At 43.8% G+C, this 25,198-nt stretch carries 28 protein-coding genes and 2 tRNA genes; 17 read left to right on the top strand and 13 right to left on the bottom strand.

The annotated features are described in order from the left end of the window. The first annotated feature begins 9 nt into the window (after positions 1-9). The 5 genes from HZA10_10660 to HZA10_10640 all read left to right on the top strand — a co-directional run bounded on the left by HZA10_10660 (position 10) and on the right by HZA10_10640 (position 6,355). Positions 10-585 (top strand): molecular chaperone TorD family protein, encoded by a 576-nt coding sequence (locus HZA10_10660; protein MBI5196765.1) that lies wholly within the window; start codon positions 10-12, stop codon positions 583-585. Positions 586-763: 178 nt separating this feature from the next. Next, complete coding sequence (locus HZA10_10655; GenBank protein ID MBI5196764.1) at positions 764-2,110, top strand: hypothetical protein; 1,347 nt, start codon at positions 764-766, stop codon at positions 2,108-2,110. A 117-nt stretch (positions 2,111-2,227) separates the two neighbouring features. Next, positions 2,228-3,076 (top strand): 4Fe-4S dicluster domain-containing protein, encoded by an 849-nt coding sequence (locus HZA10_10650; protein MBI5196763.1) that lies wholly within the window; start codon positions 2,228-2,230, stop codon positions 3,074-3,076. A gap of 14 nt (positions 3,077-3,090) precedes the next feature. Then, the gene (locus HZA10_10645) at positions 3,091-5,625 is read left to right on the top strand and encodes a molybdopterin-dependent oxidoreductase (protein ID MBI5196762.1); all 2,535 of its coding nucleotides are present in this window, start codon (positions 3,091-3,093) and stop codon (positions 5,623-5,625) included. 73 nt (positions 5,626-5,698) lie between these two features. Then, positions 5,699-6,355 carry a molecular chaperone TorD family protein gene (locus HZA10_10640; GenBank protein ID MBI5196761.1) on the top strand — a complete coding sequence of 219 codons (657 nt, stop codon included), beginning with the start codon at positions 5,699-5,701 and terminating at the stop codon, positions 6,353-6,355. Here HZA10_10640 and HZA10_10635 read toward each other — a convergent pair. The 3 genes from HZA10_10635 to HZA10_10625 form a co-directional block, all read right to left on the bottom strand. Further along, a complete protein-coding gene (locus HZA10_10635; protein MBI5196760.1) occupies positions 6,352-7,704 on the bottom strand; it encodes a sigma-54-dependent Fis family transcriptional regulator in 1,353 nt (450 codons plus the stop codon). The genes HZA10_10640 and HZA10_10635 overlap by 4 nt on opposite strands. Before the next feature lie 254 nt (positions 7,705-7,958). Then, a complete protein-coding gene (locus HZA10_10630; protein MBI5196759.1) occupies positions 7,959-9,953 on the bottom strand; it encodes a HAMP domain-containing protein in 1,995 nt (664 codons plus the stop codon). Further along, complete coding sequence (locus tag HZA10_10625) at positions 9,950-10,549, bottom strand: DUF4390 domain-containing protein (GenBank protein ID MBI5196758.1); 600 nt, start codon at positions 10,547-10,549, stop codon at positions 9,950-9,952. Before HZA10_10625 ends, HZA10_10630 begins: the two co-directional genes overlap by 4 nt. A gap of 150 nt (positions 10,550-10,699) precedes the next feature. Between HZA10_10625 and HZA10_10620 the strand changes: the two genes are divergently transcribed. From HZA10_10620 to HZA10_10570, 11 genes are all read left to right on the top strand, one after another. Beyond that, a complete protein-coding gene (locus HZA10_10620; protein MBI5196757.1) occupies positions 10,700-11,182 on the top strand; it encodes an adenosine-specific kinase in 483 nt (160 codons plus the stop codon). A 26-nt stretch (positions 11,183-11,208) separates the two neighbouring features. After that, positions 11,209-11,532 (top strand): phosphoribosyl-AMP cyclohydrolase, encoded by a 324-nt coding sequence (gene hisI, locus HZA10_10615; GenBank protein MBI5196756.1) that lies wholly within the window; start codon positions 11,209-11,211, stop codon positions 11,530-11,532. Positions 11,533-11,778: 246 nt separating this feature from the next. Next, positions 11,779-12,123 carry a YraN family protein gene (locus tag HZA10_10610; protein ID MBI5196755.1) on the top strand — a complete coding sequence of 115 codons (345 nt, stop codon included), beginning with the start codon at positions 11,779-11,781 and terminating at the stop codon, positions 12,121-12,123. Positions 12,124-12,291: 168 nt separating this feature from the next. Further along, positions 12,292-12,368: transfer RNA gene (locus tag HZA10_10605), tRNA-Pro, on the top strand. Between the two features lie 48 nt (positions 12,369-12,416). Beyond that, on the top strand, positions 12,417-12,782 hold the full coding sequence (locus tag HZA10_10600; GenBank protein MBI5196754.1) for a four helix bundle protein: 366 nt from the start codon (positions 12,417-12,419) through the stop codon (positions 12,780-12,782). 130 nt (positions 12,783-12,912) lie between these two features. After that, positions 12,913-12,989, top strand: a tRNA-Arg gene (locus HZA10_10595). A gap of 25 nt (positions 12,990-13,014) precedes the next feature. After that, on the top strand, positions 13,015-13,410 hold the full coding sequence (locus HZA10_10590) for a DUF1284 domain-containing protein (GenBank protein MBI5196753.1): 396 nt from the start codon (positions 13,015-13,017) through the stop codon (positions 13,408-13,410). Between the two features lie 105 nt (positions 13,411-13,515). Beyond that, a complete protein-coding gene (locus HZA10_10585) occupies positions 13,516-13,875 on the top strand; it encodes a helix-turn-helix transcriptional regulator (protein ID MBI5196752.1) in 360 nt (119 codons plus the stop codon). A 74-nt stretch (positions 13,876-13,949) separates the two neighbouring features. Continuing rightward, the gene (locus HZA10_10580; protein ID MBI5196751.1) at positions 13,950-14,171 is read left to right on the top strand and encodes a hypothetical protein; all 222 of its coding nucleotides are present in this window, start codon (positions 13,950-13,952) and stop codon (positions 14,169-14,171) included. Beyond that, positions 14,172-14,378, top strand: a complete 207-nt coding sequence (locus tag HZA10_10575; GenBank protein MBI5196750.1) for a hypothetical protein — start codon at positions 14,172-14,174, stop codon at positions 14,376-14,378. Continuing rightward, on the top strand, positions 14,375-14,608 hold the full coding sequence (locus tag HZA10_10570) for a DUF433 domain-containing protein (protein ID MBI5196749.1): 234 nt from the start codon (positions 14,375-14,377) through the stop codon (positions 14,606-14,608). The genes HZA10_10575 and HZA10_10570 overlap by 4 nt, the downstream gene beginning before the upstream one ends. 160 nt (positions 14,609-14,768) lie before the next feature. Here the strand turns inward: HZA10_10570 and HZA10_10565 are convergent, their stop codons facing one another. Further along, complete coding sequence (locus tag HZA10_10565; GenBank protein MBI5196748.1) at positions 14,769-15,326, bottom strand: tetratricopeptide repeat protein; 558 nt, start codon at positions 15,324-15,326, stop codon at positions 14,769-14,771. 158 nt (positions 15,327-15,484) lie between these two features. Here HZA10_10565 and HZA10_10560 point away from each other — a divergent pair, with 158 nt between their 5' ends. Next, positions 15,485-16,060, top strand: coding sequence for a hypothetical protein (locus HZA10_10560; protein ID MBI5196747.1), 576 nt, complete (start codon positions 15,485-15,487; stop codon positions 16,058-16,060). An 8-nt stretch (positions 16,061-16,068) separates the two neighbouring features. Here the strand turns inward: HZA10_10560 and HZA10_10555 are convergent, their stop codons facing one another. The 9 genes from HZA10_10555 to trpD all read right to left on the bottom strand — a co-directional run bounded on the left by HZA10_10555 (position 16,069) and on the right by trpD (position 24,974). Then, complete coding sequence (locus HZA10_10555) at positions 16,069-16,668, bottom strand: DUF3786 domain-containing protein (GenBank protein ID MBI5196746.1); 600 nt, start codon at positions 16,666-16,668, stop codon at positions 16,069-16,071. Positions 16,669-16,671: 3 nt separating this feature from the next. Then, a complete protein-coding gene (locus HZA10_10550) occupies positions 16,672-17,658 on the bottom strand; it encodes a potassium channel protein (protein MBI5196745.1) in 987 nt (328 codons plus the stop codon). 298 nt (positions 17,659-17,956) lie between these two features. Next, the gene (locus HZA10_10545) at positions 17,957-19,279 is read right to left on the bottom strand and encodes a S41 family peptidase (GenBank protein MBI5196744.1); all 1,323 of its coding nucleotides are present in this window, start codon (positions 19,277-19,279) and stop codon (positions 17,957-17,959) included. A 51-nt stretch (positions 19,280-19,330) separates the two neighbouring features. Beyond that, on the bottom strand, positions 19,331-20,512 hold the full coding sequence (locus HZA10_10540) for a peptidoglycan DD-metalloendopeptidase family protein (protein MBI5196743.1): 1,182 nt from the start codon (positions 20,510-20,512) through the stop codon (positions 19,331-19,333). A gap of 5 nt (positions 20,513-20,517) precedes the next feature. Next, the gene (locus tag HZA10_10535; GenBank protein ID MBI5196742.1) at positions 20,518-21,402 is read right to left on the bottom strand and encodes an ABC transporter permease; all 885 of its coding nucleotides are present in this window, start codon (positions 21,400-21,402) and stop codon (positions 20,518-20,520) included. Next, complete coding sequence (ftsE, locus tag HZA10_10530) at positions 21,399-22,061, bottom strand: cell division ATP-binding protein FtsE (GenBank protein ID MBI5196741.1); 663 nt, start codon at positions 22,059-22,061, stop codon at positions 21,399-21,401. The genes HZA10_10535 and ftsE overlap by 4 nt, the downstream gene beginning before the upstream one ends. Beyond that, positions 22,058-23,032 (bottom strand): transketolase family protein, encoded by a 975-nt coding sequence (locus tag HZA10_10525; GenBank protein ID MBI5196740.1) that lies wholly within the window; start codon positions 23,030-23,032, stop codon positions 22,058-22,060. Before HZA10_10525 ends, ftsE begins: the two co-directional genes overlap by 4 nt. Then, positions 23,033-23,845 carry a transketolase gene (locus tag HZA10_10520; GenBank protein MBI5196739.1) on the bottom strand — a complete coding sequence of 271 codons (813 nt, stop codon included), beginning with the start codon at positions 23,843-23,845 and terminating at the stop codon, positions 23,033-23,035. A 118-nt stretch (positions 23,846-23,963) separates the two neighbouring features. After that, the gene (trpD, locus tag HZA10_10515; GenBank protein ID MBI5196738.1) at positions 23,964-24,974 is read right to left on the bottom strand and encodes an anthranilate phosphoribosyltransferase; all 1,011 of its coding nucleotides are present in this window, start codon (positions 24,972-24,974) and stop codon (positions 23,964-23,966) included. Positions 24,975-25,198: the final 224 nt, after the last annotated feature.

Below are 25,198 nucleotides of genomic sequence, written 5' to 3'. Positions count from 1 at the left end.
ATGACTGAAATGACATTGGATTTTCCTGAGATTTTTAATTTACTAAGCACTATGTATTTATGCAAGCCCACGAAAGAGGCATTAGAAAACTGGAAGGTATTGCTTTCAGGGGATGTGCCTGATTTTATGGCGGACCTAAAGAATTCAATTGATAATATAGACCTTAATTCAGAACAGACGCTTGAGGACTTACTGTGGGAATATACAAGACTTTTTATAGGTCCTTATAGGCTTCCCTGCCCGCCGTGGGAGTCTGTATATACTTCATCCAGAAAGCTTATGATGCAGGATGCATACGATGAAGTTCTGAATTTTTATAATGAAGCCGGTCTTGCTGTCAATAACCCTGATATAATGTCTGACCATATAGGGGCAGAACTGAATTTTCTGGCTGTTTTGTTTCAAAGAATTGATAGTGAGCCTGAGAAAATGTTTTATTGTACAAACATAGCAATTAGATTTTTAGATGAGCATATCATAAAATGGGTTCCGACATTTACCCGGGATATGGAAGATGCAGCGGATTCGTTTTTTTATAGAGCATTAGCAATGTCAACAAGGAATTTTATTCATAAATTGCATTGATACTGATGACGTCCCAAATCTATCCCCTGCGCCTTGATTTTTTCCATGTTTTTCGTTCCCTTCCTGAAGTATTTTCTGTATAATGAGATAATAAAAAATACTTAGCTTCCATAATTTGAGAAATACAGCTTGATATTTTCGCTATGCTTGTTAATAATATTAAGCAATGAGTAGAAGCATGAAAAAATCAATTATCCTTCTGCTCATCCTTGCTGTTGCAATTGCTGCAGCAATACTTGTCACAAATAAATATACCTCAACATCTAAATTTTGCGGTACTACCTGCCACATAATGAAAAAGCCTTACGTAACATGGGAAGTGTCCAAACATAAAGAGGTCGCCTGTGTAGAGTGCCATTACGCACCCGGGGAGAAGTACACTGTAAAGGCCAGGATGAAAGGGTTGGCTCAGCTTTTTTCATATCTTTCAACAAGAGAAAAAGAGGTCCGAAAAACTGCAGTAATAAATGACATCAGCTGTTTAGCTTCTGTATGCCACCCTTCTGAAAAATTTGAAACAAAGAAGATTGTGTTTAAAGGGGAAGACGGTGGCAGGGGAGTGCCGTTTGTTCACAAGACACATTTGGAAAAAACAATAGCAGGGCAGAAACTGCACTGTAATACATGCCACCAGCATGTAAGGACAGGCAAGCATTTTCAGGTGCCTAAGCTGGCATGTTATCTTTGTCATTTTAAGAACACGAACTTTAATGAAGGCAGAAGCAAATGTTCCTTATGCCATGAAATACCTACAAAATCACTTCAGAAGGAAGGGAAAAAACCTATTACCCATCAGATGCTTGAAAAAGCAAAGGTGGCATGCAGCGGCTGTCACTGGGAGATTATAGGCGGCAAAGGAGGAATTAAAAAAGAAGACTGCTTCAGCTGTCATGAGTATTCGGCTGATATGCTTGAAAAATCGGCAGACAAGGAATTAATGCATAAGGAGCATGTTGCAGGACACACGGCCCAGTGTTTTAACTGTCATGAGCCTATCAGGCATGGCAAGGTTATAGACTATCTTGAGCCTGCAAGGGAAAACTGCCTTATCTGCCATACATTAGATGAGCATATATATCAGAAGAGGATTTTAATGGGCGAGGCAATGAAGGGGATAGAAAAGACGCCCAGCCCGATGTTTAATGCGCATACGACCTGTGTCGGCTGCCATATTGAAGAAACTGTTGGGAGAAAAGGGGTAAAAATTGTAAAAGGTTCAGCCGTGTCATGTGCGTTATGCCATTCATTGGAATACGAGAAGCTGTTAAAAGATGATATTGCTGTAATACAGAAAGAATTGAAAACAGTCCTGGAACTTGAGAAAAAGGCAGAAGAAACTATTGTAAATTCAAAAGGCAAAATCCCTAATGACAAATTTAAAAAAGCAATGGCAATGTTCAAGGAAGGTCAGTATAAGGTCCGTATTGTTGAATATGGGAATGGGGTGCATAATAAAAAATATGCGATGGCGCTGCTTGACTCTGCATATACAAGCTTTGAGAGGATAATTGATTCTCTTAAATAGACGGACATTTATGATAATGTTTATTAATAGTAATATTTGATATTAATTTTTTGATTGAAGTTGTGCTAAGAGTAGAGTAAATTTTATTAATATCAGACTATAAACGAGGAGGGCGTTATGAGTGAAGACAAGGCATTATCACGTCGCGATTTGCTTAAGACAGGCGGCGCTGCGGCAGCGGCTACTGCTGTTGCGGGAGTTCTACCCATATCGAAGGCCGAAGGCGCAAATGCGGGGCTTCCCCGCTGGGCAATGATTATTGACCTTCGCAAATGTATCGGCTGCAGGGGATGCACTGTCGCCTGCAAGTCGGAGTTTGGCGTTCCGCTCGGCAGGTGGAGCGCAGTTGTCAAACAAATAGAGTCAGGCAAATATCCCAAGGCCAGAAAGGATTTTCTGCCGCGTTTGTGCAATCACTGCTCAGGCGGGAAGGAAGAAGTGCCTCCATGCGTTAAGATATGCCCTCAGTATCCCCTTGATAGAAAAGAGTTTGTAACGCCTGACGGCAAGGTGCACAAATACAGGGACGGAGCCACTTATAAACGTCCGGACGGAATGGTTCTCTTTGATAATTCACAGTGCATAGGATGCGGGAAATGCATTGAGAAATGCCCGTATGGCGTCCGTTACTTTAATCCTTTTGTGACTGCAGGAAAAGATAACACTAAAAACGGTATCGGCAAATGCACATTATGCCAGCACCGTGTTGACAAGGGGCTTATTCCTTCATGTGTAAATACCTGCCAGGGCAGTGCAAGGATATTCGGAGATTTAAATGACCCTGACAGCGAGGTATCAAGGCTTGTCAAAGAATTTAATTTACTGAAGGACAGGGAAAAAACTACACTTCTGCCTCAGGAAAAGACAGAGCCTTATGTATTTTATATTGACCCGAAGAATGTGCTGAAAGCCTACAAAATTAATTCGAAGAAAAAAGAGGCTGAATTTAACGACCAGATAATATAAAGAAGGAGGAGGACATGTTTAAACTTACTCGCCGTAATTTTATGAAATTAGGTGCAGCCAGCGGCGCCCTGCTGGCTGCCGGAGAGGTTTTTAAATCCCGCGCCCTTGCCGGCACATTAGCGCCGGGAGGTAAAGATTTTACACCTTTAACAGGAGTTGAAAGACAGGCAATTCCTTCTTCCTGCTGGCAGTGTGTTACCAGATGTCCGAACATCGGTTATGTAGAGGATGGAAGGTTAGTTAAAATAGAGTCAAACCCTGACTCCATCAGAACAGAAGGCAAAATGTGCGCTAAGGGACAAGGAGGCGTAAACCACTCCAATGACCCTGACAGGATACTTTATCCGATGAAACGCGTTGGCAAACGCGGCGAGGGGAAGTGGAAGAGAATCTCATGGGATGCAGCCCTTGATGAAGTGGCTGTACGCCTGAAAAGACTTCGTGATGAAGGGCATCCGGAGAAATTTAAATTTCACTACGGCAGGATGAAGGCAAGTTCAGAGAAGCTGATAAAAGATGTTTTCCTTGGGACTTACGGCACGGGAACCGTAAGCGGGCACACGACTATTTGCGAAGGTGCCAAATGGGTAGCTCAGGAATTGACATGGGGTAAATCTTATGACAACTGGGATTTTGACAATACCCAATTTGTGCTGAATTTCGGGAGCAATGTACTTGAGGCTCATACCAATCATATCCCGACGGCGCACAGGCTGATAAGGGCGAAGGTTGACAGAGGGATAAAGCTGGTTACCTTTGATGTGAGGCTTTCCAACACAGCGGCTAAGTCGGATGAATGGGTGCCGATTAAACCGGGCACTGACGGCGCGGTTATGCTTGCCATGTGCAGCGTTATAATAAATGAAGGTATTTATGATAAGGAATTCTTGACCTTTGTCAAGGCGGCAAAAAACCCTAATGCCTCAGCGGACGAAAAGATAACTGCACTGAAATCTCACCTTTCCCAATATACTCCTGAGTGGGCGGAGAAGATAAGCGGGGTAAGCGCGGCAAAGATTAAATCCATTGCAGTTGAATTTGCAAAGACAAAACCTGCATGCCTTATAACATACAGGGGCGCGGTGGCTCATTATAACGGAGTTGAAAATGAACGTATTGCGCAGATGCTTTCTGCAATAACAGGAAACATAGACAATCCGGGCGGCAGGTGCAAGGCAGTTGCAGCTTCGTGGAAATTTCCAGCCGGGCCGAAAGATAAGCCGGCGGCAAAGAAATTAAATATCCTTGACGGGTTTAAAGGCGCGGTAGCATATCCGAATCATCATGTGGACCACCAGGTCTTTAAGATGATTAAAGACGGGAAGGAAGGAAGGCCTGAGGTATATATGTGGTACTGCTATGCCCCTGTTTATGCCAATGGCGAGTGTCAGGAGATAATAGATATCTTTAAAGATGAAAGTCTGATTCCTTACACTGTGTGCGTCAATCCGTTCTATGATGAATCGGCGGCATTGGCTGACCTTATTCTGCCCGATACCCCTTATACTGAGAGATGGGATTGGGACGGTGAAGTCTCTCCAATGCAGATTGCCGAATATCAGATCCGACAGCCGTTTATTAAACCGCTGGGTGAGGCAAGAAATTTTGCAGATATAGCCTGTGATCTTGCAAATAAGATGGGTTTTTCCTTAGGATTTAATTCTATGGAGGAATTTGTCAGGCAGTCATGCGACATGACTCCGGAGATAAAGGCAGCCGGCGGGTTTGATTACATGATCAAAAATGGGGTATGGCATGACCCGGCTGCCAAGCCGAAATTTTTCTCATACAAGAAAGAGGTTAAGGAAGAGGATATCAAAAAAGAAGGCGTCATTTTTGATGAAGAGGCACAGGTTTACTGGGAATGGAAGAAATCAAAGGCTGAGAATGAGGAAGACGCTAAGAAGAAAGGCTACACTCATACAAAGGAAGCATGGAAGGGATATGTGGGCCAGAAAATAGGTGATAAAGTTTATGCCGGCTTCAAGCCGGACAGGGTTAACAAGTCAGGTTATCTGGAGCTTTATTCTGTGCTTATGGAGGATAAGAAGTTTAACCCTCTGCCGAGTTATATGCAGGTGCCTGAGCATGAAAAGATGAAACCAAACGAACTGATTCTCACAACATATAAGGTTGCTGTCATAACGCAATCCCGCTCTGCAAACTGCAAATGGTTAAGCGAGATATATCATGACAATCCCGCAAAAATAAACCCTAAGACAGCGGCCATGCTGAAGATTAAAACCGGCGATAAGATTAAGGTTAAATCCGCTATTGGCGAGATTACCACAAAGGCAGAAGTAACAGAGGGAATTGTGCCGGGTATTATAGCAATCTCGCACCATGTAGGGCACTGGGAATACGGGAGGTATGCATCAGGCAAGAAGGCGTCTGTTGAAGGCGGGGCGCATGATAATGACTCGGACCTCAGACTTATGTGGTGGAAGGAACACGGAAAGCATCCTAATTGGATAATACCGAATATTCCCGACCCGATAGGCGGACAGCACCGGGGTATGGATACGGTTGTTACAGTTACAAAGGCATAGCAGGGCATATAGTTTATAACATCTAAAACATCCCCTCTTTTTTGTGGGAGGGGATGTTTTATTAGCCTCCCTTATGGAAAACACAAAAGCTAAAAATATGGCTGAGACGGCAAGGCACAGAAGTAATGTCTATGGCTTATTAGCCATGATTTACAGGGAAGAACCAACAGCGGTTCTGCTTAGGGGAATCACGGATAAAGGATTTTTGTCTGTCCTGTCCAATTTAGGGATTAAATTTGATAAAGGTTTTTTTGATCAGCCTGAAAAAAAACTCCTTGAAGACCTGTCAGTTGAGTTCGCAAGGCTGTTTTTGGGCCCGGGCAGACACATATCTCCCCATGAGTCAGTTCATCATGAAAGGGCTGACGGCGATTGGGGAAGGTTGTGGGGCAGGTCTACAGTAGAGGTTAAGAAGTTTGTTGAATCACTTGGGTTCCAATATAAATCAGACTATAAAGGTCTGCCAGACCATATCAGTGTGGAATTAGAATTTATGCATGAACTTACTAAAAATGAAGCAGATGCTTTGGAGGCAGAAGATATTGAGAGTGCATTAAAGTGCCGAGAGATTGAGAAAAAATTCATTAAAGAACATCTGTTAAAATGGATACCCGCATTTAGCGGTAAAATTATTAATGAAGCAGAGTTGTCATTCTACAGGGAGATGGCAAGACTGACTAAAAGTTTTATTGAGATTGAAAAGACAGAGTGCCTTGAAGGACTTCATTAATCACTGCGTCCCAAATCTATCCCCAGCGCCTTGATTTTCCTGTGGAGGTTGCTTCTTTCTATGTCCATGTCTTCTGCTGTTTTTGAGACATTCCAGTTGTTTTCACTGAGTTTTTTCAGAATGAAATATTTTTCAAACTGCTCCCGCGCCTCTCTCAGCGTCTTATAACCGAGATAATCAGGCTCCGCGCTGCTGAGGGAGGGAAGATCCTTTGAGTCAATGGTTTCAGTGGAGTTCATTATTACAAAACGCTCAATGGTGTTTTTAAGCTCCCTTACATTGCCGGGCCAGTCATAGCTTATCAGGGCGTCAAGTGTTGCCTGACTAATCTTTTTTGCCTTCCTGCCGTATTGCATGGCGAAATTTTTAAGGAAGTGCTCTACCAGAAGCGGGATGTCGTCCTTTCTTTCCTTGAGCGGAGGGACATTTACCGGAATTACGTTCAGCCTGAAATACAGATCTTCCCTGAAGATTGCCTTCTTAATTTCATCCTGCAGGTTTTTGTTTGTTGCCGCAATTATCCTTACATCAACCTTTATGTTTTTGCTTCCTCCGACCCTCTGAAATTCCTGAGTCTCAATCACCCTCAGGAGCTTTGCCTGTGTGGCAAGCGCCATGTCTCCCACTTCATCCAGAAAAAGCGTTCCCTTGTCTGCAAGTTCAAATTTGCCTTTTTTGCGTTCAAAGGCGCCGGTAAAAGAGCCTTTTTCATGACCGAACAGTTCGCTTTCTATAAGTTCATTGGGAATTGCGGCGCAGTTTACCTCTATGAAATCCCTGTCTTTCCTGTCGCTTGATTCGTGCAATGCCCTTGCGACAAGCTCTTTCCCTGTTCCGCTTTCGCCGAATATAAGCACTCTGCCCTGAGAAGACGCCGCCTTTGAAATTTCATCTCTGAGAAGTTTCATTTTCGGATTCTCCCCGATTATCTCCCATCCGCTGGTTCTTAATGCAATATTTTCCTTCTCAAGCCGCTGTTTTTCCAGCGCGCGCCTGACAACAATAAGCACCTTTTCAGTTGCAAGCGGTTTTTCCAGAAAATCATAAGCGCCTAATTTAGTCGCCTGTACTGCGGTATCTATATTGGAATGTCCTGAGATCATTATCACGGATGATTCCTTGCTTGCATCCTTGACGGCCTTAAGGGTTTCTATGCCGTCCATCCCCGGCATCCATACGTCAAGGAATATAACCTCAGGAGAAAATTCCCTGACAGAGTCTAACGCCTGTTCGCCTGAAGATGCGGTTATAACCTCATAGCCTTCATCACCGAGGGTATCGGCAAGGACTTCCCTGATATTTTTTTCATCATCCACCACAAGTATTGTGGCCTTTGCAGCCTGTGTCATTGTCTCTCCATCCCGTGTACAGCGTTTATCGTGTTATAGCGTTTATTGCGCAAGTTTCAAGTCTTATGCAATGGCATGTATGTCCGAAAACTTTAAGGCAACACCTTAATGTCATGCTGCCTCTTTACAAATAGTCCAGGGCAAATACTCAAAACTTTTTGCAGCATGACAGATAATAATCAAAGTTGTATTCTTAAAGTTTTGAGGGCATATATGCCGTTGCTGCTCAGCTTTCAACCTGCAACAGTTGTTCCTCATTTCCTTACAACAGGCAGTTCTATAATAAACTGCGTGCCTTTCGGCTTGTTGTCTTTTACCCTTATGTATCCCCTGTGCCTTGATATTATTTTATCAACGATTGCAAGGCCGAGCCCTGTGCCTTCTTCTTTTGTTGAAAAATAAGGCAGGAAGAGCTTGTCCTTGTCTTCATTTTTTATCCCGATTCCGTCATCTATGACTTCTATTCTGACGCTTTCCAGAGATGGCTCGTAGAATATATTTAACCATATATTTTCTGTTTTTGCATGAATGGCATTGTCTATGAGATTTATCAAGGCCCTTTTTAACTGTTCCTGATCCGCTTCAATCTCAGGCGTGTCCTGAAACGATGTCGTAATATTTACCTCCTTCACGTCTTTGTAGAGGTTTAATATTTCTTCAATTACGGGTTTAATATCAGTCGGCTGGAGGTTCAGCTTGGGCATCTTGCCGAACCTTGAAAATTCATTGACAAGGTTTCGCAGGCTGTTGACCTCATTCACAATAGTTTTTGCCGACCTCCTTAAGACCTCATCAAAATCTCCGGATTTTTCATCCCATTTTTTAAGAAGCCGTTCAGTTGAAAGCTGTATGGGTGTAAGCGGGTTTTTTATTTCATGGGCAATGCGCCGGGCGACTTCCTGCCACGCCAGCGCACGCTGCGCCTTTATGACGTCTGTGATGTCGTCAAAGACGACAAGTATTCCCATAAAATTACCGCCTGCATCTTTCAATGCCGTAATGTAAACCCGCATATTCACGAGTTTGCCCTCTACGTTTGCGTGAATTTCACGCTCTATCGCCCTGAAGTTCTTTTCCCCTAATTGATTTATCATGGAGTTCAGTTCTTCGGATTTGATTTTGCCGAGAATTTCTCTCGGGCTTTTCCCTGTAACAGAGGCGCGGTCTAAATTCAGCATTGAACATGCTGCGTTGTTCAGTGTATAAATCCTGCCTGAGCGTTCAAGGAGTATCACGCCGGTGTTTATATTTTCAATTATCGCCTCCATGCTGAGATATGCCTTGCGGATATCCCCGACCATCTTGTTGAATGAATTAATCAGCAGGCCTATTTCATCGTCCCTTTTTAAATCAATCCTGATATTCAGATCCCCGTCCGCAACATTTTTTGTAGCCTCCACAAGGGACCTAATGGGTATTGTTATGCCTTTTGCAATGCGGAGCGCAATCCAGAGCGCAAGAAAAATAATTACAAGTGTGGTGACTGTGAGAATCAGAAAGTAGATAAACTTCATCGGGGTCTGAAGCGTCCCGATCTGCTGGTATTCGTTGTAAGCCTTTTTGATGGACTCCATTTTCTCCACAATATTTTTAGGAATGGCTGTCTCAACCAGCACCACTCCGGAGACTATACCCCCTTCTCTGACTGGAGATGCCGCCCTGATAATGTCGCCGCTGTTTTTTGATATTATCTCCGTATCGGCAAGTCCCTTAAAGGCGTCGTCAACAAGGCCGGAGCCGTCTGATTGTCTTAGAAAATAAGTTTTATAGTTTCCGGTTTCCCTGTTGACTGCTGTCCTGTTTGCCGCCAATGAATCTGCATAGCTTTGTGCGTTTTTTCTTTCTTTCTGGTAAAAGACTCTGGCAATTGCCATTGAATCGCTTACCGGACCCTGAACCTCAATAGAAAACCATTTATCAATGGTATTGTTTATGAGCTGGTTTGAAAGGATAAAAAGCAGTATTGACGGTATGAAGGTAAGCCCGACAAAGGCAATGACAAGCCTGGTCCTGAACCTTGACCCCATGATTTTCTGTTGTTTTTCATAGTAAAGCGCAGTGAGGTTGCGGATTACGAAAATAATCAGAAGAAGGAGGTAAAGTACAATATTTACCGCAAGAAAAACAATGCCGGTTTTTATTATCAGAGGACCATGCTCAATCCCGAGATATTTAAGCACAAAGCCGGTGATAATTATTGCGAGGATGCTGATGGCAAAAAGGCCTAAAAGCGTCTTGAGCGGTTTCATCGGGGATTCCTCAGAGCCGGGTGTTCCCCAACGACAAATGTCGGGGATTTTTTGGCAAGGCTTGTTTCTATTTCGGGAATGAATAGCATAAAGAAGCCTATGACAGGCGGAATCTCCCTGCTTTTTGATTCAACCACAACCCTGACAAAATATTTGCCCTGCTCAAGCTCTTTGACATTAATGAGGTTAACATCCTTGACCGTAAAGAGCCACTCCTTCAGGTCATTGAATTCTTTAAAGTAGCGTTCCTTAACAACTGTTCCGTCATGAGACGATGTCCTGTACTGCCCCCTCAGGTTGTCATATTTAATGACCTTCTGGATTTTCCTTGCATGTACAAATTCATCAGGCCAGAAATCCCATTCCCTGAAAAGCTCTATGGTAAAGACGATTTCTTTTTCAACCCCTGACTTTATGGCATTCTCTATTTCCTTGATATTGGAAAAACCCGTGCCTATCATGATATTATTGTTTTGTATCTTTATGGCAGGTCCGATGATTTCAGCAGTTGCGGCGGATGCCGTTGAGATTAGATATGCACAGAAAATTAAGGTAAATAATTTTCCGGACTGAAAATTATTTGAAAAATTTACCATTTATTGCCTGACAATGCCTCAAAAATTTATTTTGATTATAACATACTTTACAACCGTGAGGTGTAAGACGTGAAGCGTGATGAGCAAAAGAGAACAGGATGCAGAAGGCATTTAAACGCATAACCCATAACGGTCTTTAAGGAGGTTGTGATGGAAATAAAAACAGTAAGAATTGATGTTCCGGAGGAGTGCAACATCATCCTCGGGCAGACACATTTTATAAAGACAACCGAGGATCTTTATGAGATTATAGCAACGACTGTGCCTCAGGCAAAATTCGGCATCGCCTTTACAGAGGCGTCAGGGCCGTGTCTAATAAGGACAGAGGGCAATGATGCGGGACTGATTGACGTGTGTGTCAAAAACCTTCAGGAAATCGGAGCAGGCCATGTCTTCTGCATTGCACTTAAAGACGCGTTCCCGATAAATGTTCTGAATGCCGTAAAGAACTGCCCTGAAGTCTGCAATATTTATTGTGCGACTGCAAACCCCGTGGAGGTTGTGGCTGCCGAGACAAAGCAGGGCAGGGGGATTATCGGGATCATAGACGGTTTTTCACCGAAAGGTGTTGAGACTGCATCTGATAAAATGCACAGGAAGGAATTTTTAAGGAAGATAGGGTATAAACTGTAATAATAATTGTTTTTTTTGGAGGATTAATGATACCGGAACTTAAATATGATGAAAAGGGGCTTGTCCCGGCAATAATACAGGACGTAGAGGACAACGAAGTTTTGATGCTGGCTTATATGGACAAGACTGCGCTTGAGAGGACGGTAGCAACCGGCAGGACGCATTTTTGGAGCCGTTCAAGGCAGAAATACTGGATGAAGGGCGAGACCTCAGGCAACATTCAGCTTGTGCAGGAGATTCTTTATGACTGTGATGAAGACACGCTTCTTATAAGGGTTGAGCAGATTGGCGAAGGAGCCTGCCACACAGGCAACAGAAGCTGTTTTTACAGAAGCATTGAGGAAGGTTGAGGTATGAAGGACTTGTCCCGACTTATTCGGGATGAAGGATGAGCAACAACAGCATATATGCCCTCAAAACTTTAAGAAAACAACGATGATTATTATCTGTCATGCTGCAAAAAGTTTTAAGTATTTACCCTTAACAATTTGTTCAAAGGCAGCATGACTCTAAGGTGTTGCCTTAAAGTTTTTCAAACATATATGCTGTTGTTTTGAAAACGCTATAACGCTGTAAGCTGTTCGCGGAGGAATGGAATGAGTCTTGGAAGGGACGGGGAGGAGCTTGCGGGAAAGTTTTTAAAAAAGAACGGGTATATGCTCGTTGAAAGAAACTACAAGACGCCTATGGGCGAGATTGATATAATTGCCAGAGACAAAGAAACGCTGGTCTTTTTAGAGGTCAAGACAAGAGAAAGCCTTGAATTCGGCATGCCGTTTGAGGCGGTGAATTATCACAAAAGGCGCAAGATTGCAAAGGTGGCGCTTTCGTATCTCAAGAGATTTAAAGAAACTCCTTCATGCAGGTTTGACGTGCTCAGCATTTATTACAAAGACAGCAAGCCTGAGTTTGAGCTGATTAAGGATGCGTTTGAAGTATAGAATTTTTAACCCTCGCAGTTATTTACAGACCTAAAATAATCAAAGGGGACCCTAAGAGAGAAAAGAATTTATCTTAGGAAATATGGTATTATTTTCACACGGGGCGTAGCGTCCCGACTTGTCGGGAGTAGCGCACACGTTTAATTTTTAGTTTTATTGAAATGACTTCGGGGCGTAGCGCAGTCCGGTAGCGCACACGGTTCGGGACCGTGGGGTCGGAGGTTCAAATCCTCTCGCCCCGACCAATTTAGTTGACAGTTCACAGTTGACAGTTCACAGTATTCAAGATAAAGATGGGATTTAGTTTTGAGAAATTAAGCGTATATAAGAGGGCAGTTGATTTTGCAGGTAAAATTTATAAGATTACTAAAGATTTTCCTGCAAATGAGATATACGGTATTACGTCTCAGATAAGAAGGGCTTCAATTTCGGTTCCTTCTAATATTGCAGAAGGAAGCGGAAGATATCATAAGAAAGATTTTGTCCAATTTCTCAGGATAGCCAGGAGCTCTATTTATGAGTGTATTCCTCTTTTGGAGATAGCTCTTAAGGAAAATTATATTAAGAAATCTATTTTTGATGAATTGACAACTGAATGCAATGAGTTGTCAATGATGGTTAACGGATTAATCAGATCTTTAAAAGCTGACAAATCATAAAACTGTTGTCTTATCTGTCAACGGTTAGCTGATGTCAATAGTTTTCTGTTATCTGTCAACCGTTAACTATGAACGGTTTTCTATGAACTGTTAACTGTCAACTGTTAACTGTTAACTGTTAACTAAGAATGCCCCCTTAGCTCAGTTGGATAGAGCACAGGTTTCCTAAACCTGGTGCCGCAAGTTCGATTCTTGCAGGGGGCACCATTTTTTCTATAACTCCCAAACGCCTATGCCATTACTAAGAGGACATCACCTGATATGCCTGCACTTTTTTAATGGAGAAGGATATGATGAAGCCTTCATAGAAAACCTCACGCATACGCTGAGTCTTGCGGAAAAGGAGATAATCACTGTATCCTCCAGCGCTGATAATGTGTGTGCAAGCTGTCTGCATCTTAAACAGAATGAATGCCGGTATGCGGAGAATGCCGAAGAATCAATCCGGCGGATGGATGCAAAAGCCCTCATGCTTCTCGGACTTTCATATAACGATCAGATTGAATGGGATGCGCTTAAAAACAGGATTCCCGAAATATTTTCCGAGTGGGTTTCTTCATACTGCAAAGAATGCAGTTGGCGCGGAGTATGTGCGAAAGATGCTTTTTACCGGAAGTTGTCAGTGTAATCAGGTCGAAAAAAGAAACATAACATATGGATACTACGTTAATACATCAAAATTGATGTTGACATAGATATGGATTTTACGGTAGAATTATATGAGAATGGGGCAATGAAAAAAACTAATTTTGATTATTATCTTGAGGAGCAATTAAAAGACCCTGTGTTTGCTGAACGCTTTAAGCGTGCCGGAGAAGCATGGGATGTTGCGATACAGATTGCTGCCCTTCGCCGTAAGGCGGGGCTTTCACAAAAAGATTTAGCTAAACTCCTCAAAACCTCTCAGCAGCAGATCAGCAGGCTTGAATCTCCCGGCTATGAAGGCCACTCCCTCAGCATGCTCCGCCGCGTAGCAGAAGCGCTTCACGCACAGGTGCATGTTGTGTTTGAACCTGAAAAAAAAGAGCGCTTGCTGCATGTGGCAGAAGCGCCTGCGGCGTACCATGTCAAACGCAGTAAAAAAGGTTTATGAGTCCGACTCTCTGCAAATTGCCAAATTTCTGATGGGTTTTTGAAATATATTTTTATATATGGCATGATGGAGATATGTTTTATATAATAGTCGGGAAGAAAAATACGGGATGTGGAGCCGGGTTTTACCAAATGTTAATAAGTAAGTCTGACCCCAATGTGCATTTAGCTTGTGCATCTCATGCAAAGTGCAAGTTTTTCCTAACCTGTGATGAGGAGTTGATAAAGTACGCTAAAAAATTGTCCCTTGAGATTAAGGTTATGAATCCAGTAGAATATATAAGAGAGGCTGAATAAATGAAGACAAAGACTGTTGATGATACAGAAATCAAGTTAAAAGGCATTGAGGCATTGAATAAAACTCTGGGGCCTACCGCTGCCCTGAGATTTCTTACGCTTTTACATCACAAGCCTACCGATTATGTGAAGATATCCAGACGCCTTTATGCAGGGCAGACGGTAGAAGATATTTTTGAAAGAGCAAAGAAGCACTGGAAGAAATGAAAGATGAGAGTCTTCTTAAAAGGATAGCAATAGATACAAAGATTATGCTCGGAAAGCCTGTGATAAAGGGAACAAGGCTTACTGTGGAACTTATACTTGAAAAACTTGCCTACGGCGCAACTTATGAGAGCCTCCTTAAAGATTATCCTTTCTTGGCCAATGACGATATAAGAGCAGCGGTTCTTTATGCATCTAAGGCTATTTCTACTGAGGAAGTTTTTGCAGCTTGAAATATCTGTGCTACGCTAATATCTTGGCAGCCGCAGGTCTTAATTCCAATCCATAATCACTCGCTACTTGATGCTTTTCCTAAACCTGGTGCCGCAAGTTCGATTCTTGCAGGGGGCACCATTTTTCTCCGCCGTCCCTAAAAGCCTTCCATAAAACCCCCTATTTCTCTTCCTCAAAAGACTCTCTGATTTTTTTTATCCGCTCTTCGTAGCTTTCAGAAAAATCGTTTTCACCCGGCATAAGCGCCATGGCCTGGTCAAACTGCGTCCGGAACATACCGTAGTGGTCTGTAATCCACTGCATTGATGTTTCAGAGCAGGCTATTGCAGACTGGATGCTCCGCTGCGCTTCATATTCATTCCCTATCTGGGCATAAGCCGTGCCGCGGGCGAAAAAGGCGGCTCCGTAGCCGGAGTTGATTTTTATGGTACTATCAAAATCCTTTATGGCATTTTCATAATCCTCTTTTGCCATATATGATATCCCGCGGTAAAAGTAAGCCCGGAAATTCTGGCTGTTTATGTCAATGACAAAGCTGAAATCCTGCATCGCCTTATCAAACTGCTCCATCCTGAAAGATGCAACACCCCTGCTTAAAAAGGCTATTTCTGTTTTCTCTCCGGCCTCAATGGCTTTTGAAAATGATGCGATGCTTTCTCCATACTTTCCTTCCATGAAGAAGCCTTGTCCTTCCCGGAATAATTCTTTTGCTTCCATTTTTTTCTCCCTTTTTTGATTGGTAGTATGAAAAACAATTCAGAGGATGTCAAGAGGGGAGGTTGAACCTGCCGATTTGCATATGAGCGGAAACCATGTTAAAATTCTTTGTCATTAATATCAATTACCTTTAACAATTACAAAGTGAGGCGTGACAAATGCATAAGGCAAAAAAATTGATGTTAGCATCAACAATTTTAGTTTTGACCTTTATCATTCCGTTAGCAGTGCTTGGGGAGGATGCAAAACCTATTCAAATATTGAAACGTTATGCCGACAAGAAAACAGGGTTTTTTTTTGAATACCCTGAGTTGGCAGGATGGGTGATGCAGGAAACTGCGGATGTAAATGCACCCGGCAGTGTGAGTTTTGTGAACAAAGAAATTAATGCCTCTTTATCCGTAGGTCATATGAAACTGCCTGCGGTCACCCCTGACCTGTCAATTCCGGGAATGCTTGATGCGGCAGTTGCAGATATTTTTGGTTCTTATAAAAAAAACCGTCCGGATGCGAAGCTTCTGTCTTCACGCATTGTCACAAATCCAAACAACAAGGTGAAAGGCGTTGAAATGGTTTATACAGATAAAATTCATGATAATTTGCTGAAGATAAAAGATTCAATATTTTTTAAAGGTACAAACCGCTATAGTGTGACAGCCATTGCCCGGGACAAGGACTTTGACCGTGTTGATAAAGACTTTTTTGCTGTGGTGCTTAAGAGTCTAAGATTTTAGACATCAGCTTACATCATTATCAGCAGGCTCATCATGGCAACAGACCAGATGATGTCAATCGGCAGTTGAATCTCGCAGGTTGAATCAAACAGCAAATCAAGGCGTGCAGGGAATTCATCATCTGCTCTCCATAATATCAGCACAACCGGAATCCCAGGAAGCGGGAAAAGTCTAATTGACGCATCGCCGTATTTGAGCTGTTCCCCTCCAAGTTCAGAGCCTTTTGCAAGAAATCCTTCAATGTTATTCCCGTATTTCTCAGCGAGCGCATTACAGGGCAGGACATGGGTACCTCTGAAAAAAAGCTGGCCGCCTTTCAGATTGACGGGCTTTATCAACTCTCCGGACAGCGGGATGTCTTTTGCGTCTGTCAGATATCTGAGGATTGAAAGGTGTGAAAAATATGCAAGCCTCTGCAGGATAACCTGACTTCCGGGGGCATGGCTGAAAATCTTTTCCTCCTTTGGAGAAATATGGATATCCATGCCCAATGATTTTAAGGTATAAAAAGAAGAGGCATTATCGTAAGCAGCCTGCGCACTTTTGCAGACATCTTCAGGATTGAGTTTTGTGAGGATTTCCCAGCCCTGTTTTTCACCGGAGGACATGCCCTATTTTCCCGCCGCCTTAATCTCCCTTATCATGTTTGTTTCACCGATAAGTATGAGGACGTCTCCTCCTTCAAGCCGTTCATCAGCAGATGGATTGAAAATATATTTTCCCCGTTTTTTTACCGCGACAACGCTAATCCCTCTTTTATCAGGAAGCCCGGATGCCTTCAATGTCTTTCCGGCAAACGGGCATCCGGCATCTACAGTTAAATCCTCCAGCCTGTAAGTTTCATCCGCATGTTTTACCATCATATCAAAAAAACCAACAGCCTCGGGCCGAACCATTGTTGACGCCATCCTGAGACCTCCGATGAATTCCGGCGAGACAACGTCGTCGGCGCCTGCCCTTCGCATCTTTTCATCTGATTCATCTTCCTCTGCCTTTGCAACGATTTTTAAAGATGAATTTATCCCCCTTGCCGTAAGTATTAGGAGGAGGTTTTCTGCGTCAGTGGGGAGCGAGCAGAAAATGCCTTTTGCGTTCGGGGCGTTTGCAGCCTTTAAGACTACACTGCTTGTTGCATCGCCTTTGACAAACAACAATCCCTTTTCAGACAGTTCCCTGCAGATGTCATCATTTGTATCAATGGCAACAAAGTGCCTGCCTGTTTTATGAAGCTCATCAATTATATGCCTTCCAGTTCCGCCTAATCCGCAGACAATATAATGCCCTTTTAGATCAGCGATTTTTTTCTCCATTTTCCGCCTCCTTAATATTTCGCTTAACTCACCTTCTACCAGAAATGCCGTAAAGGTTGATATTCCAAACAGCAGTATGCCCATGCCGAATACAATGAGAAATATCGTAAAAATCCTGCCGTGCTGTGAGAGAGGGTTTACTTCCATGTATCCGACCGATGCAATGGTGATAATCGTCATGTAGAGGGAATCAACAAAGCCCCATCCCTCCATGAACATATAGCCGAGAGTTCCGGCCATAACAACGAAGAAAAGAAGTATGAGTGCGTATAAAAGTCTTTTTATCATTTCTGAATTATAGCAGAAAAAATAAGGTTCTTCAGGGATTCCTGTGGGCACATATCCCTAATATCCGTCATTCCGGCTTGTCCGGAATCGTTCCTGTGACAAATCCTTCAGCAGGGGATTGCTTTCTATGATGGAGTGCTATCTTGCTTTGCCGTCATGCAGTCCTTATTTATATCAGAAAGATTCCGGACAAGCCGGAATGACATCCACAAAACAAGAAGGGGCGCGCGGTTATCCTGCGCACCCCTCTGAGTTTATCCTTTACTGTTCACTGTTAACTGATAACTGTTAACTGTTTCTAAGATGCCTTTTGCATCTCCTTAAATATCTTCAATGTTTTAATTACATCTATCGCACGCTGGAGCTGTAAGTCCTCTTCCTCTGAGGATTCAGCCGCCTCTCCCGGTATTTCCATAAGCTCTTTTTCAGAGTCCTTCGTGATTTCAGGCCCTTTCTTTGTATCGTTCTCAAGGTGTTTCTCAAGGTCTTTTTCCCTTATTACCGGGTGCGCCCTTGTACCTTTTTTGAGCTTTGGTTTTGCGACAATGTCAGGCGTTATCCCTGTGTTTTGTATGGATGTTCCCTTTGGCGTATAATAGCGGGCGACTGTAAGCCTTAAGCCCGAGCCGTCGCTTAAAGGGATAACCGTTTGGACAGAGCCTTTTCCAAAGGTTGTTGCCCCTACGATTACTGCCCTTGACCAGTCCTTAAGCGCGCCTGCAACAATTTCTGATGCGCTGGCGCTGCCTTCATTTACAAGTACTACCATTGGAAGTTCAAAGTGTTCCCTGGAGTTCTTTGTATGATATTCCTTTTTGCTTTCATTCTTCCCTTTTGTATAGACAACAAGCTTGCCGTCAGGAAGGAATTGACCTGCTACATCCACTGACGAGTCCAGAAGCCCGCCGGGATTATTTCTGAGGTCCAGTATCAGGGATTTTACATCGTCCTGCTCCAATTTTTTCAAGGCAGCTCCAAGGTCTGACGCGGTTTGCTCCTGAAACTGAGAGATTTTTATATACCCTATTTTGTCCTCTAACACCTTGCTCTTTACACTGCGGATTTTTATGATGTCTCTTGTGAGGGTGAAGTCTTTAGGCTCAGCCCATTCCATCCGGTAGATGTTTATTGTTACCTGCGTCCCTTTTGGGCCCCTGAGTTTTTTTACTGCATCATCCATGCTCAGGCCCTTTGTTGATTCGCCGTTTATCTTAAGAATCTTATCGCCTGCCTTTATGCCTGCCCTGTCAGCAGGGGTATCTTCAATGGGCGCAACGACAGTAATCATGTCGTCTTTTGTTCCGATTTGTATCCCGAGACCTCCGAACTCTCCCTTTGTCTCAACCTGCATCTCCTTAAAAGCATCCTGAGGCATAAAGGATGAATGCGGGTCCAGCGAATTAAGCATTCCCCTTATTGCCCCGTAGATGAGGTCGTCTTCTTTGACGTCCTCCACATAATTTTTCTTGACCAGTGTAAGCACTTCGGCAAAGACCCTTAATTTTTCGTAATGCCCGCCTTCCATGTTTACCCAGGCAAGACCCCATTGCCCGATTATTGTCCCGGTAATGATAACTGCAAGCATCACCACCCACATGGTGATTGATTTTTTCTTAAACATCGTTAATTTGTTCCTCCATATTCTATGTTAACACCGTGAAACGTGTCCTGTCTATTTCTTTTTTAACCATTGAGCCGGATTAAGCGGCTTGCCTTTATATCTTATCTCAAAATACAGGCTCGGCGTATTGAGAAGTCCGGACTCGCCTACTTTGCCGACCGCCTGCTGCGCCTTTACAGTATCACCGACTTTGTGAAAGATCTCTGAAAGATGCGCATAAAGCGTATGGTAGCCGTCTCCGTGATTAATTATGAGAAGCTGTCCGTAGCCTTTAAACCAGTCTGCATAAACCACTTTTCCGCCGGCTACCGCCCTTGCCGCCTCTCCGGTGCCTGCCTTGATTTCAATCCCATTTTTAAAAACAGGGATGTTGAATTCAGGGTTTTTGTAGCTCCCGAACGGGACGAGTATTTTCCCGTCAATGGGCCATGGAAGCAGCCCTTTGAGCACTGCAAAACCTTTGCCTGTTATGGAAGGCGGCAGTTCTTTTTCTTCAAGCTTTTTAATCAGGTCCATGAGCCTTTTTGAGGACTCCTCAAGTTCCTTGATCATTTTTTCATAAGAACTCCGCTCTTTTTTGACCGATGCAAGCAAAGAGTCTTTTTTGCTGCGCTCTGCCTGCATTTCATCTGTCTTTCTTTTGACCTGATTTTTGTTTATCTCCAATTCTTTTTTCAGGACTTCCATCTGCTGCATTTTTTCATTAAGCTCCTTAATTTCGCTGCTGTAGAGGTCCATTAATTTGCGGTCGTAATAAGCAATAAAATTGATGTACCGGCTTTTTTTAATGAGGTCCTGATAATCTTTTGCCGAAAATAATATGACCGCTATGTCGCCGTGCTGCTGCTTGTAAAGACTCCTCAGTCGCTGCTTTAAAAACTGTTTTCTGCTTTCAAGCTTGCTGCTAAGGATGGTAATATCTCCCCCAAGCTGCCTTATCTTTGTGCGGGTCTGCGCCAGTTGTTTGTCGTAGCGTGCAAGTTCTTCCCTTTTTAGGGCCAGCGCCCTGTCTATTTTTTCAAGCTCTGAAAGAATGGAGCCCTCTTTTTTTATAATCTCCTGTACCTTCTGTTTTTCACTGCTGAGTTTTTTCTGGATCTCCTTGAGCTCATCCTTCGGGTCTTTTGCGAATAAAACTGAGAACTGAGAACTGAGAACCGAGAACGCAATAAGAAAAGCAAGAAAAAATGCTGTCTTCCCGCTATTTCTTATTTCCCATTTTCCATTTCCCATTTTGTTTAATACTTAATTCTGCCGATTGCAAAAAGGCTTCCGATGAGACTCATCAGGGCCCCGCCTAACGGGAGGACAGGGTACGCTGCAGGGGGAAAGAATACTGTAAATGATTTGATTGAAGGTATGAGCTCTGCGGTTCTTGCGGTTGTAACTGCATAAATGCCGAAAAGCGCTAACAGCGCTATTATGCCGCTGGACAAGCCGATAAAAAGCCCTTCTATAAGAAACGGCAGCCTTATAAAACTCCTGCTTGCGCCTAACAGCTTCATTGTATCAATCTCATCAGCCCTTCTGTAAAACAAGATTTTGATAGTGCTGTAGGTAACAAACGCAAGGGCTATCAGTATAATGCCGCCGAAGCTGACGGTCATGACCTTCATCCCCTTTGACAGTGAATCCATGGATGCAAGCCATTTTTCTCCGTACTGCACATCCTCTACTCCAGGGAGCTGTTTCAGGCGCTCCGCCTTTTCTTTTATGCCGGCCGGCGTAAGAGACTCCCTTTTGATTTTAAGCTCAAATGACGAAGGAAGCGGGTTGCTTTCAAATCCCTCAAGCAGGTGCGTTGCGCTGCCTAATGTCTGCCTGAGTTCTTTCAGCGCCTGTTCTTTTGTTATGTAATTAACTGCAGTGATGTCAGTGTCTTTTTTAAAATGGTTTTTTATTAAACCTTCTTCTTCCGCAGTCATATTATCCTTCAGATATACGACAAGGCCGAATCCGCTGGACCAGTTTTTAAGCGTTAGGTCTATATTTAATGTGATGAGCGCAAAGGCGCTTATAATCAGAAGGCCGACGGCAATTGTAAGCACCGTGAGCAGGTTCATCCACTTTTCACTCCAGAAATTCTTAACCGCAGTCTGAAATAAGTAGGTAAGGGTGTTCAATCTGTGGTCTCCTTTTCAATTTTGCCTTCTCTCAGATAGATTACCCTGTGACCGGTGTTTTTAAACAATGCATCATGATGAGTTGCTATAATCAGGGTGGTGCCCCGCAGGTTGATCTCTCTGAAAAGCTTTATGATTGTATCTGCAGTGCCGGGGTCAAGATTGCCCGTAGGTTCATCGGCCAGCAGAACATTGGGTTTTGACACTATGGCCCTTGCTATTGCCGCCATCTGCTGTTCTCCGCCTGAAAGATGGCGCGGAAACTCATGAGCCTTATGCTTCATGCCGATGCTTGAAAGTACGTCATTTACACTTTCTTTTATCTCTTTTGAGTCTATCCCGTGAATCCTGAGGGCCAGCGCTATGTTGTCAAACACGGTAACATTCGGCAGCAGCCTGAAATCCTGAAACACAACGCCGATGGTTCTTCTTAAGAAAGGTACGGCGCCCTGCTTAAGTTTTTCCGTGTCCTGCCCTGCGACAGAGACCGCGCCTTTGTCAGGGCGTTCTGCGGCATAAATCAGCTTAAGCAGAGTTGTCTTTCCGGCTCCGCTCGGGCCAGTGATATAAATGTGTTCGCCTTTTTCAATTGTAAAGGTTATATCCGTAAGTGCGGCCTCGTTGTCATAAAATTTTGAGACCTCGGAGAATTGAATCATTTTCTGAGTCCCTCTCTTGCCGTTTCTGCGATGGCTTCAGGCGTAAGGCTGTAAAGTTTTAATAATTCATCGGGAGCGCCTGAACAGCCGAAGGTATCTTTTATCCCGATCCTTTTTACCGACATGGGATAATTCTCAGAGAGGAATTCGCACACGGCCCCGCCAAGTCCGCCGATAATTGAATGCTCTTCCGCCGTTATGATAAGCCTTGAGTTTTTTGCAGCGTTCAGGATGGTCTTTTCATCAAGCGGTTTTATTGTTGACATATTGATAACGCCTGCGTCAATCCCTTCATTTTTAAGCATCGCCGAAGCCTTAAGCGCAGCATCCACCATGATGCCCGCCGCTATTATATTAACATCTTTTCCCGTATGAAAGGTATATGCCTGTCCCGGATTGAACTTGTAATCAGGGGGCATAATCTGAGGGACTTTTGCCCTTCCGAGCCTGACATAAACAGGGCCGGTAAAGTTCGCAATCACGTTGATTACCGATACAGTCTCAATAGCATCGGCCGGAACGATCACGGTCATATGGGGCAGCGCCCTCATCAGCGCTATGTCTTCAAGCGCCTGATGCGAGGCGCCATCCTCTCCGACAGTTATTCCGCCGTGCGTGGCAACGAGTTTCACATTTGTATTTGAATAGCACACGACTAGCCTTATCTGGTCCCACGCCCTTCCGGTTTCAAATATTGCAAATGTTGATGCAAAAGGGACTTTTCCTGTAATTGCCAGCCCTGCGGCAGTTCCTACCATGTCTTGCTCAGAGACGCCGAGATTAAAAAATCTCTCAGGGAATGCCTTTGCGAATTTCACGGTCTTGGTTGAGCCTGAGAGGTCTGCATCAAGAACTACGATGTCGTTTCGTTTTTTGCCGAGTTCAAGCAGGGTTTCGCCATATGCATCTCTCGTGGCTTTAGACGGTAACACGGTAGTCTTTCCTTCTGAGCTTTGCGGTCTTTCTCCCATTTATCCAATCTCCTTCAGCGCTTTTTCAAGCTCTTCGCGTGACGGCGCAATGCCGTGATACTCCACCTTTCCTTCAAAGAAAGATACCCCTTTGCCTTTTACTGTATGGGCAATTATCACAGTGGGTTTGCCTTTGACTGTTTCAGCTTTGTCCAGCGCGGCAAGTATTTCCTTCATGTTATGTCCGTCAATCTCAATTACATTCCAGCCGAATGCAGTCCATTTGTCATGCACGGGCGCTATTCCCATTACTTTTTCAACGGGCCCGTCTATCTGAAGGCCGTTGTTGTCAACAACAGCGCAGAGATTGTCAATTTTATAATGCGCCGCAGTCATGGCCGCTTCCCATATCTGTCCCTCCTGAATCTCGCCGTCCCCCATAATGCAGTAAACCCGCGCCGGATTTTTATCAAGCCTTAATCCGAGGGCAATGCCGTTAGCCACAGAAAGCCCCTGCCCGAGCGAGCCGGTTGAAATTTCAACCCCCGGAACTGTTTCACAGCACGGGTGTCCCTGAAGCGAGCTGTCAATTTTTCTGAGGGTCAGCAGGGATTCAATGTCAAAATAGCCCGCCTTTGCCAAAATGGAATAGAGCAGGGGGGCGGCGTGTCCTTTTGAGAGGATAAAACGGTCTCTTTCCTTCAATTTTGGATTATCAGGATTAAAGTTCATCTTTGAGAAATAGATTGCAACCGCTACATCGGCGGCTGACAGCGAGCCTCCGGTGTGACCCGAGCCTGCCTCAGTCAGCATTCTGAGGATGTAGGTCCTTATCTCTCTTGCAATGCCTTCAAGCGCCTTAATATCTCTGATTTTTCCTGCTGTAGCGTGAGTCATTAGCGATTAAACTCCTTATGAGTGGAATTAAACAACAAAAACAATTATAAAACGATGAGGCAATTATTAGCAATAGGGCGATGGATTTGTTTAGCTAAAACCTGTTTGTAAACACCTTTAGCTCTTCCAGTTTTTTTAAAGCTGCGCCTGAATCTATTGCGTGAGACGCCTTTTTTACAGCGTCTGAAAAGTTTTTGGCTACATCGCCGGTTATCAGCGCCGCCGCTGTGTTCATCAGGATGATATCCCTTTTCGGTCCTTTTTCACCGTTCAGTATATCAATGGTTATCTTTGAATTTTCTTCAGACGTGCCCCCGAGCAAATCTTCTTTCATCGCCCTTGAAAGCCCTAAATCCTCAGGCGCTATGTAATATGTATCAACCCTGTTGTTTTTTAATTCAGATATTTTTGTCCTGTCTGTGATTGTTATTTCATCAAGTCCGTCTTCGCCGTGAACGACAAATGCGTGTATTGTTCCGAGATTCCCGAGCACCTCTGCAATCGGCTTTGTGAGTTCGCCGCTAAAAACCCCGAGAACCTGTCTTTTGGCATTGGCAGGATTTGTAAGGGGACCCAGTATATTGAATATAGTTCTTATGCCCATTTCTTTCCGGGGTCCTATGGCATATTTCATTGCAGGGTGAAACAGCGGGGCAAATAAAAATCCAAAGCCTGTGGCCTTTAGGCATTCCTCCACTTTTTCAGGCTTGAGGTCTATTTTTACGCCTAAGGCCTCAAGCACATCCGCGCTTCCCGAACGGCTTGAGACCGAGCGGTTGCCGTGCTTTGCCACAGGCACGCCGCAGGCCGCCGTAATCAGGGCGGTAGTGGTTGAGATATTAAAGGTGTGAGCCATGTCACCGCCTGTGCCGCAGGTATCAACAGTGAATTCAGGCGCATTTATCCTTACCGCCTTTTCACGCATGACCTTTGCCGCGCCGGTAATCTCCTGAACTGTTTCGCCTTTTATCCGCAAGGCTGTAAGAAAAGAGGCAATCTGTGCATCAGATGCATTGCCCTCCATGATGTCTTTCATTGCCCCGATCATTTCTTTCTCAGAAAGGTCTATGCCTTCAACAAGGATTTTAATGGCTTCTTTAATCATGGCGTCTCCTTAAAATTCCGTTATGGTTTTAAACAAGTTATTTTAACACAATATATCCTGTCAAGCGGAAAATTAAGCATAAATTTGACATAAAATAATCTTGACAATTCTAATGAGGATATGATATTAAATGTGTTAGTTTGCAGGACTTAATAACCTGAGATATGATTTTGGAAGGAGGTGAATATACAATGAAGAAACTTATGGCATTATTGTTCTCCATG

This window comes from Nitrospirota bacterium, from assembly GCA_016212185.1.
In the GTDB taxonomy this organism is placed as follows: Bacteria; Nitrospirota; Thermodesulfovibrionia; order UBA6902; family DSMQ01; genus JACRGX01.
Note: the sequence above shows the minus strand (reverse complement) of the source record. Positions and strands in the feature narration are given on the sequence as shown.

Coding starts and splice junctions, on each gene's coding strand:
- HZA10_10640 (MBI5196761.1), top strand. CDS start 5,699: ATGGAAAACACAAAAGCTAAAAATATGGCTGAGACGGCAAGGCACAGA.
- HZA10_10620 (MBI5196757.1), top strand. CDS start 10,700: ATGGAAATAAAAACAGTAAGAATTGATGTTCCGGAGGAGTGCAACATC.
- HZA10_10660 (MBI5196765.1), top strand. CDS start 10: ATGACATTGGATTTTCCTGAGATTTTTAATTTACTAAGCACTATGTAT.
- HZA10_10630 (MBI5196759.1), bottom strand. CDS start 9,953: ATGAAACCGCTCAAGACGCTTTTAGGCCTTTTTGCCATCAGCATCCTC.
- trpD (MBI5196738.1), bottom strand. CDS start 24,974: ATGATTAAAGAAGCCATTAAAATCCTTGTTGAAGGCATAGACCTTTCT.
- HZA10_10550 (MBI5196745.1), bottom strand. CDS start 17,658: ATGATAAAAAGACTTTTATACGCACTCATACTTCTTTTCTTCGTTGTT.
- HZA10_10555 (MBI5196746.1), bottom strand. CDS start 16,668: ATGTCCTCCGGTGAAAAACAGGGCTGGGAAATCCTCACAAAACTCAAT.
- HZA10_10635 (MBI5196760.1), bottom strand. CDS start 7,704: ATGACACAGGCTGCAAAGGCCACAATACTTGTGGTGGATGATGAAAAA.
- HZA10_10540 (MBI5196743.1), bottom strand. CDS start 20,512: ATGGGAAATGGAAAATGGGAAATAAGAAATAGCGGGAAGACAGCATTT.
- HZA10_10565 (MBI5196748.1), bottom strand. CDS start 15,326: ATGGAAGCAAAAGAATTATTCCGGGAAGGACAAGGCTTCTTCATGGAA.
- ftsE (MBI5196741.1), bottom strand. CDS start 22,061: ATGATTCAATTCTCCGAGGTCTCAAAATTTTATGACAACGAGGCCGCA.
- HZA10_10575 (MBI5196750.1), top strand. CDS start 14,172: ATGAAGACAAAGACTGTTGATGATACAGAAATCAAGTTAAAAGGCATT.
- HZA10_10645 (MBI5196762.1), top strand. CDS start 3,091: ATGTTTAAACTTACTCGCCGTAATTTTATGAAATTAGGTGCAGCCAGC.
- HZA10_10525 (MBI5196740.1), bottom strand. CDS start 23,032: ATGGGAGAAAGACCGCAAAGCTCAGAAGGAAAGACTACCGTGTTACCG.
- HZA10_10570 (MBI5196749.1), top strand. CDS start 14,375: ATGAAAGATGAGAGTCTTCTTAAAAGGATAGCAATAGATACAAAGATT.
- hisI (MBI5196756.1), top strand. CDS start 11,209: ATGATACCGGAACTTAAATATGATGAAAAGGGGCTTGTCCCGGCAATA.
- HZA10_10655 (MBI5196764.1), top strand. CDS start 764: ATGAAAAAATCAATTATCCTTCTGCTCATCCTTGCTGTTGCAATTGCT.
- HZA10_10650 (MBI5196763.1), top strand. CDS start 2,228: ATGAGTGAAGACAAGGCATTATCACGTCGCGATTTGCTTAAGACAGGC.
- HZA10_10560 (MBI5196747.1), top strand. CDS start 15,485: ATGCATAAGGCAAAAAAATTGATGTTAGCATCAACAATTTTAGTTTTG.
- HZA10_10610 (MBI5196755.1), top strand. CDS start 11,779: ATGAGTCTTGGAAGGGACGGGGAGGAGCTTGCGGGAAAGTTTTTAAAA.
- HZA10_10580 (MBI5196751.1), top strand. CDS start 13,950: ATGTTTTATATAATAGTCGGGAAGAAAAATACGGGATGTGGAGCCGGG.
- HZA10_10585 (MBI5196752.1), top strand. CDS start 13,516: ATGAAAAAAACTAATTTTGATTATTATCTTGAGGAGCAATTAAAAGAC.
- HZA10_10625 (MBI5196758.1), bottom strand. CDS start 10,549: ATGGTAAATTTTTCAAATAATTTTCAGTCCGGAAAATTATTTACCTTA.
- HZA10_10545 (MBI5196744.1), bottom strand. CDS start 19,279: ATGTTTAAGAAAAAATCAATCACCATGTGGGTGGTGATGCTTGCAGTT.
- HZA10_10600 (MBI5196754.1), top strand. CDS start 12,417: ATGGGATTTAGTTTTGAGAAATTAAGCGTATATAAGAGGGCAGTTGAT.
- HZA10_10590 (MBI5196753.1), top strand. CDS start 13,015: ATGCCATTACTAAGAGGACATCACCTGATATGCCTGCACTTTTTTAAT.